7 protein-coding genes and 1 pseudogene are annotated in these 7,454 nt (G+C 66.2%); 3 read left to right on the plus strand and 5 right to left on the minus strand.

What is annotated here, in order from left to right; genetic code table 11:
- Positions 1–4 precede the first annotated feature (4 nt).
- The 4 genes from ACIP9X_RS07760 to ACIP9X_RS07775 form a co-directional block, all read right to left on the minus strand.
- The gene (locus tag ACIP9X_RS07760; protein ID WP_400479145.1) at positions 5–1,207 is read right to left on the minus strand and encodes an AMP-binding protein; all 1,203 of its coding nucleotides are present in this window, start codon (positions 1,205–1,207) and stop codon (positions 5–7) included.
- Positions 1,208–1,252: 45 nt separating this feature from the next.
- Positions 1,253–2,206 (minus strand): 1,4-dihydroxy-2-naphthoyl-CoA synthase, encoded by a 954-nt coding sequence (locus ACIP9X_RS07765; RefSeq protein WP_400479146.1) that lies wholly within the window; start codon positions 2,204–2,206, stop codon positions 1,253–1,255.
- Between the two features lie 22 nt (positions 2,207–2,228).
- Positions 2,229–2,669 carry a VOC family protein gene (locus ACIP9X_RS07770; RefSeq protein WP_400479147.1) on the minus strand — a complete coding sequence of 147 codons (441 nt, stop codon included), beginning with the start codon at positions 2,667–2,669 and terminating at the stop codon, positions 2,229–2,231.
- Positions 2,670–2,735: 66 nt separating this feature from the next.
- Positions 2,736–3,497 carry a lysostaphin resistance A-like protein gene (locus tag ACIP9X_RS07775; RefSeq protein WP_400479148.1) on the minus strand — a complete coding sequence of 254 codons (762 nt, stop codon included), beginning with the start codon at positions 3,495–3,497 and terminating at the stop codon, positions 2,736–2,738.
- A gap of 317 nt (positions 3,498–3,814) precedes the next feature.
- Here ACIP9X_RS07775 and ACIP9X_RS07780 point away from each other — a divergent pair, with 317 nt between their 5' ends.
- The 3 genes from ACIP9X_RS07780 to ACIP9X_RS07790 are packed head-to-tail and all read left to right on the plus strand — an operon-like array spanning position 3,815 to position 6,438.
- Positions 3,815–4,696: a metal ABC transporter substrate-binding protein gene (locus ACIP9X_RS07780; RefSeq protein WP_400479489.1), complete on the plus strand. Its 882-nt coding sequence runs from the start codon at positions 3,815–3,817 to the stop codon at positions 4,694–4,696.
- A complete protein-coding gene (locus ACIP9X_RS07785) occupies positions 4,693–5,559 on the plus strand; it encodes a metal ABC transporter ATP-binding protein (RefSeq protein ID WP_400479149.1) in 867 nt (288 codons plus the stop codon). The genes ACIP9X_RS07780 and ACIP9X_RS07785 overlap by 4 nt, the downstream gene beginning before the upstream one ends.
- Before the next feature lie 3 nt (positions 5,560–5,562).
- Positions 5,563–6,438 carry a metal ABC transporter permease gene (locus ACIP9X_RS07790; RefSeq protein ID WP_400479150.1) on the plus strand — a complete coding sequence of 292 codons (876 nt, stop codon included), beginning with the start codon at positions 5,563–5,565 and terminating at the stop codon, positions 6,436–6,438.
- Positions 6,439–6,549: 111 nt separating this feature from the next.
- Here the strand turns inward: ACIP9X_RS07790 and ACIP9X_RS07795 are convergent.
- Positions 6,550–7,454, minus strand: a pseudogene (locus ACIP9X_RS07795) (hypothetical protein); the annotation flags it as partial.

Genomic DNA, 7,454 nt, shown 5'->3' on the forward strand with positions numbered 1-7,454 from the left:
GAATCTATTTTCCCTGATGCAGGGCGTTGAGCCGTTCAATCATTGCCAGCCTGTCGGGTTTGCCGTTGGGCAGCATGATCAGCCCGCTGGCCGGCAGGACGGTCTTGGGGGCCAGCAGCCCCAGGGTGCGGTGCCATTGCTCCGCCAGCGCGGCTCCGAGGGCGGCGCCGAGGGCGGCGCCGGGGTCCGTGCCTGAGGCTGCAAGGGGAGAAGCACCGGAGGAACCGTCCAAAGAGGCGCCGTCGGATACAGCTACGTACGCGGCCACGGCCTGTCCCCACGCCGCCGACTCCACGCCGGCAACAAAAGCCGCCGTCACGCCGTCGAACTTTTCCAGCTCTTCCTGCACGTGCAGGGCCGAGACCTTGACGCCCCCGGTGATGATCACGTCGTCGGCCCGGCCCAGCACTGTCAGCCTGCCGTCGGAGTCCAGCGTTCCGAGGTCATTGGTGCGGTACCAGCGGATGCCGTCGTCGTCGGTGAAGGCCTCGGCGGTCAGCCGGGGAGCGTCGAGGTAACCCGCCGCGAGGGTGGCGCCGCCGAGGTGGATCCGGCCGTCCTCGGCCACGCGGACCGCCACGCCTTCGAGGGGAAAACCGTCGTACACGCAGCCGCCGGCGGTTTCCGCCGCGCCGTAGGTGGTGACCACCCGCAGACCGGCGTCGCGGGCAGCGCCGAGGAGCGCCTGGGAAACGGGCCCGCCGCCGAGCAGGATGCCGTTGAAGCGGCGCAGCACCGCGAGGGTGTCCGCCGAGGGGTCATCCAGCAGCCGCTTCAGCTGTGCCGGGACCAGGGACGTGAAACGGATCTTGTCGGTCAGTTCCAGGGCCGCGGCGGTGAACCCTTCGGTAGTGAACCCGTTGGAGAGGTCCATGGCCCACGGGCGCGTGCCGGCGAAGAGCGACCGCACCAGCACCTGGACGCCTGCGACGTACTGCAGGGGGAGCGCCAGCAGCCACTGGCCCTCACCCTTGAGCGCGAACGCTGTGGCCATGGACGATGCGGCGAGGGCGTCCACGGTGAGGACGGTGGCCTTGGGCGTGCCGGTGGAGCCCGACGTCCGGACCACCACCGCAGCGTCCTCGATCCCGGGCGTCTCCACGAAGGACACCACGGGCTCGCCGTTGGGGCCGGCGGAAAGCTCGACGGCGGGGCCCTCACCGTGGAGGGCGGCTGCCAGGGCCTTCAGGGCTGGTTCGATGTTCACGCTGTCCGCCTTAGGGGTGGTGGGGCTGCCTGGATGGGGAGCAGCCTAGAAGTAGTACGGGAACCTGGACCAGTCCGGGTCGCGCTTCTCGAGGAACGCCTCTTTGCCCTCAACGGCTTCGTCGGTCATATAGGCCAGGCGGGTGGCTTCGCCGGCGAAGACCTGCTGGCCGGCCAGGCCGTCGTCGGCGAGGTTGAAGGCGAATTTCAGCATGCGGATGGCCTGCGGGGACTGCCGGGCGATGTCCGCGGCGTATTCGAGAGCCACCTCCTCGAGGCGCTCGTGGTCCACGGCCTCGTTCACCGCGCCCACCCGGACCATGTCCTCGGCGGAGTACTCGCGGGCCAGGAAGAAGATTTCGCGGGCAGCCTTCTGGCCGATCTGGCGGGCCAGCAGCGCGGAGCCATAGCCGGCGTCGAAGCTGCCCACGGTGGCGTCGGTCTGCTTGAACTTGCCGTACTGGCGCGAAGCGATGGTCAGGTCGGAGACCACGTGCAGCGAGTGGCCTCCGCCGGCGGCCCAGCCGTTGACGACGGCGATGACCACCTTGGGCATGGTCCTCATGAGCCGCTGGACTTCCAGGATGTGGAGGCGGCCGGCACGTGCGGGGTCGATGGTTTCCTTGGTCTCGCCGTCCGCATACCGGTACCCGTCCCGCCCCCGGATCCGCTGGTCCCCGCCGGAGCAGAAGGAGTGTCCGCCGTCCTTGGGGGAGGGGCCGTTGCCGGTGAGCAGTAGGGTGGCCACATCCGGCGTCATCCGGGCATGGTCCATGGCTCGGTAGAGCTCATCGACCGTGCCGGGGCGGAACGCGTTGCGGACCTCGGGGCGGTTGAAAGCGATGCGCACGGTGGGCAGATCCCGTATCACCGCGCCGGACGCATCCCGTTCCACCTGCCGGTGGTAGGTCATGTCCTGGAAGTCGTCGAAGCCTGACACGGTGCGCCAACGCGACGGGTCAAAGACGTCGGATACCTTGGCGGGGATTTCGTTGCTCACCGTCCCAAGTCTAGTAATGGCGTCAGCTGATGCAGAACTCGTTGCCTTCGGGGTCCGCCATGGTGTGCCATTCGTGCGGCCCCTGGTTGGCGGTCCAGAGGAAGGTGGCGCCGCGGGCCTCGAGTTCGGCGCGGACCTCGTCCTTGTCCCGGCCGTCGAGGCGCACATCCCAGTGCACCCTGTTCTTAAGGGTCTTCTGCTCGGGAACGGTCTGGAACAGCAGTCGCCGGGCGGGTGCCTTGACGTCGAGTTCCTCCTTGGGCCTGATGGCCGCGCCCGCCTTCCACACGAGCTTGCCGTGGTGGGTGGTGGTTTCCGCCTCGGTGGCGTAGCCCTTCTCGATCATGGAGCGGATGAACGCCTCGTCCTGCGGCTCCACGGCCCAGTCCAGCGTCTCAGCCCACCAGTCGGCGAGGTCGTGCGGATTCTTGCAGTCCACTGCGATCTGAATGTTCAGTCCCATGGGACAAAACCCTACGACGACGGCGGGCGCACCGGATAGGGGGCAGGCCCGGTTTCCGGGGCCTCGTTATCCCTGGACCTGCTGCATCTGGTCAAGCAGCTCCGGCGGGATGGTGTACAGGAAGATGGCGGCGACCAGGTTCTTGGCGGCGTGGACGAAGTAGGAGAACATCAGGTTGTTGCCGGTCCATACGTAGACGAAAACCAGCGTTGCTCCCATGGCGAGGTACGGCATCAGGGCTGGCAGCGTGATCGCCTCCTGGCCCACGATGTGCAGGGCGGCGAAGAGCACCACGGACAGGGCACAGCAGACCCAGATATTCCAGCGGCGGCTGAGCTTGCCGATCATCAGGTGCCGGAAGATGTACTCCTCCACAAAGGGGCCCACCACCACGATGAGGGGCACCATGAGCCATGCCGGAACCTGCTGGATGAGTTCCTGCAGTCCTGCCTGGTTTGCGGAGGTTTCCGTCGTCCCCGCAACGACTACGAGGATCGCGGTGAAGATCATCATGGCGACGACGGCCGCCGGGATCATGGCAAGCGTGAACCAAGGCCTCGTGGCCAGCACTTTCAGGTCGCGCGCCACAACCTGACGGGCCGCAAGCACCGCCAGGATGCCGACGCAGCCGTAGAACACGAGGTTCACGGCATAGGAGGCTGCGGCAGGTGTGGGCGCGAGCAGCCTGAGCAGCGGCAGGAGCAGTTGCCCGGCTACCGCGAAAAATGCAGCGATCGCCACGTACAGCGCCACCGTGGTGAAGTCGAGCGGCGAAAATTGGTAGAGGTCCGGGCGCTGAGCGGGGAGAGGGCGTCGCGTTGTCACCATGCCTCCAGCCTAGTCCGGCAGGCGGGACCGCGGACAGGTTACCGGTGACCGGCCCATGCCGGCAATGCTCTGTAACCAGGGGTCGCCGTCGTTGCAGCCTCTGAAATGCGTTGGGTAAGATCTTCGGTATGCCTAACTTTCTGTTTCGGTGTGCCAAAGGTGTCCGCCGATCCACTCTGTTTCGAGGCGCAACCTTGCGCCGCAACTCCGATGCCGCCCGTCCCCCTGCTTCCAGCGCGCGTACTTTCGCGGGCACCGGTGCGGCAACCGACAGCGCCGGGCGCCCCCGGAGCGTAACTGCGGCGGCCGCCGTCGTAATTTTTTGCTTGGCGCTGGTGGGGTGCGGGGGCAACACCGCCAGCGGCGGAGGCGACGAGCGGCCGGTGGTGCTAACCACGTTCACGGTGCTGGCCGACGTGGCGAAAAATGTTGCCGGGGACAAGCTGCGGGTCGAGTCGATCACCAAGGCGGGAGCCGAAATCCACGGCTATGAACCCACGCCGGGGGACATCCGCAAAGCATCGCAGGCTGACCTCATCCTGGACAACGGACTCAACCTCGAGGCGTGGTTCGCCCAGTTCGTCGAGGGCCTTGACGTGCCCCACGTCGTGGTGAGTGAAGGGGTGGAGGCGATGTCCATCAGTGAGGACGCGTATCAGGGCAAGCCGAACCCGCACGCGTGGATGTCGCCGCTGAACGTCCAAGTCTATGTGGACAACATGGTGAAGGCCTTCTCAGTGCTGGACCCTGGCAACGCCAAGGTCTTCGAGGCGAACGGCAAGGCGTACAAGGCGAAGCTGCAGGCCGTGCAGGATGAAATGAAGGCGAAGCTGGCCGCCGTCCCCAAGAACCAGAGGGCCCTCGTGACCTGCGAGGGAGCGTTCTCCTACCTGGCCCGGGATGCCGGCCTCCAAGAGGTCTACATCTGGGCGGTCAACGCCGAACAGCAGGCCACCCCGCAACAGATCACCGAGGCCATCGGTTTCGTGCGGAAGAACAAGGTCCCGGCCGTCTTCTGTGAATCGACGGTGTCCGATGCGCCCATGCGGCAGGTAGTCGAAGCCACCGGCGCCAATTTCGGCGGCGTGCTCTACGTGGACTCCCTCTCCGAAGCCGACGGTCCCGTCCCCACGTACCTCGACCTTATCCGCCATGACTCCAAGGTGATCACCGCTGCATTGAATGGAGGGCAGACATGAGCACGTCCATAACCCGCCGGCAGGCAGGGAAGGAGCAGTCCCCTCCGCATCCGGCCATCCTCGTGGAGGGCGTCACCGTGCACTACGGCGAGGTGCTCGCACTGGACTCCGCCTCCCTCAACCTCGGGCATGCGCGGATCTGCGGACTGGTCGGCATGAACGGCTCGGGCAAGTCCACGCTGTTCAAGGTCATCATGGGCATGATCAAGCCCGACGCCGGCCGCGTGCTGGTTAGCGGCGCACCGCCGTCGAAGGCGCGCAGGGAGGGTGTGATCGGTTACGTTCCGCAGAGCGAGGACGTGGACTGGCAGTTCCCGCTGTCCGTGAAGGACGTGGTGATGATGGGCCGTTACGGGCACCAGGGATTCACCCGGCGTCCCTCCAAAGCCGACAGGGCCGCGGTGGACGAGGCGCTGGAGCGGGTTGAACTCTCCGAGTTTGCCGGCCGGCAGATTGGCCAGCTCTCGGGCGGGCAGAAGAAGCGCGCCTTCGTGGCTCGGGGGATCGCGCAGGGCGCCACGATGATGCTGCTGGACGAGCCGTTCGCGGGTGTGGACAAGCGTTCTGAAGCCACCATCACACGCCTGCTGCGGGAGCTGGCCGCGGACGGCTGCACCATCCTCATCTCGACCCACGATCTCCATGCCCTCCCGCAACTGTGCGACGAAGCCGTACTCCTGATGCGCAAGGTGCTGATGCACGGAGCGCCGGAAGTGGTGCTGCAGCCGGAGAACCTCGCCATGGCCTTCGGGCTGGATGTCCTGAACCGGGACGGGGCAGGATATCCCCGGCCCGGATTTCAGCGGCGGGAGCCACACGTAGACCCTGTCGCTGACATCCTTGGCCACGAGGAAAGGGCCTGAACCATGGATCTCGTCAGCCTCCTGACGGAGCCGCTCGGTTACGACTTCATGGTCCGGGCCATCCTCACCACAGCGCTCGCCGCCATCGTGTGCGCGGTCCTGAGCTGCTGGCTCGTCCTGATCGGCTGGTCGCTGATGGGCGACGCCGTCTCGCATGCGGTGCTTCCCGGCGTCGTGCTGGCGTACATCGTGGGCGCGCCGTTCGCGCTGGGAGCGCTGGTGTTCGCGCTCATCGCGGTGACCCTGATCGGGGTGGTCCGCAGCACGAGCCGGGTGAAGGAGGACGCCGCGATCGGCATCGTCTTCAGCTCGCTGTTCGCGCTGGGCCTGGTGCTGATCTCCGTGACACCCAGCCAGACGGACCTGAACCACATCATCTTCGGCAACCTGCTGGGCGTCAGCGTTCCGGACCTCATCCAGGTGCTGGTGCTGGGTGTGGTCGCCTTCGCCATCCTCATCCTGAAACGCCGCGACCTGACCCTCTACGCGTTCGACCCCACCCACGCGCACGCGATCGGGCTTTCGCCCAAACGGCTCGGTGCGCTGCTGCTGGGTTTGCTGGCTTTGACATCAGTGGTGGCGTTGCAGACGGTCGGCGTGGTGCTGGTGGTGGCCATGCTGATCATCCCGGGCGCCACGGCCTACCTGCTGACGGACCGGTTCTCGCGCATGCTGGTGATCGCCCCGGCCGTGTCAGCGGCGTGCTCCGTTGCCGGGATTTACTTCAGCTACTACCTGGACACCGCCTCGGGCGCCATGGTGGTGCTCACGCAGGGTGCCGTCTTCGCCGTCGTCTATCTCTTCAGCCCACGGCAGGGCCTTATCGGAACCCGGATCGCCAAGGCCCGCCGCAGGAAGGCGGCTGTCCTCGCCGTTTGACGGAGTCGCGCGTCTGGGGCTTAAAACCGTACGCGACATAAACACCGGCGCCAGCGCCGCGGCTTATGCCGTCGGCACTGGCGCCGGAGTGTTTAGCTGACTCCTGCCGGTTTACCGGAAGATGTCGTTGTACGTTCCCATGATGATGCGGTCTCCAGGAGTCGACTTCCTGATGTAGTCGACTACTGCCCAGTCATCCAGGGAGATGCAGCCCGCCGTCGGAACCTTGTTCATGTGCAGGAAGATGGCGAAGCCTGCGTCCTGGACAATGGTCGGGCGGTTGTAGTTGATCACCACACCCTGCCGGTAGTCATGCGTGGAGCGGGTGGCGAAGTACCACATGTTCTCGTCCCAGCCCACCCAGGAGGAGGACTCAAAGTACTTGTTGTACGTCGGAGTCCAAGGGTTTCCGCCCCAGCGGGAGTTCGGGTTCAGCGTGCGGTATGCGAGCTTGGTTCCCGGGTTGCCCAGCCCGAAGGCTTCGGTCACAGAGTACGAACCGGTGGGGGAGAAGAGGTAGCGGGTGGGGCCGGAGGGCACTCCCGGCGGTTTGAAGCCGGAGGCGCCAACGTAGCCGTCGGTCTTCCAGTCGGCGACGTACAGCCCCGCCATCCGGACGCAGTAAATATTGGTGGCGTACGACCGGTTGTAGCCGGAGGTGAAGGTCAGCAGTACCCGGTTGGCGCCGTACGCGGAGTACTTGGTTTGCCCGTTGTTGAGCTTGGCGCACTCGGTCACGGCGTAGACGCGCGTACCCGCGGTGGTCGTCCAGCCGATGTAGCCGCGCTGGAAGGACTGCACGCACTGGGAAGGAACACATCTTTCGTTGGAGGTGGGATATCCCAGCCCGCTCCGGACCGCCCCGGCTGCGCTGTAACGGGCGCCGATGGCGCCGGCGGCGCTCCATGCTCCCGTCGTGGGGGACCAGTAAATACTTCCCTTCTGGAAGCGCTGGAGACAACCGCTGCCTACCTGGCCGCACGCCTCGTTGCCGGTCGGGTAGCCCAGCACGCCGC

Source organism: Arthrobacter sp. NPDC093125 (genome assembly GCF_044754225.1).
GTDB lineage: Bacteria > Actinomycetota > Actinomycetes > Actinomycetales > Micrococcaceae > Arthrobacter.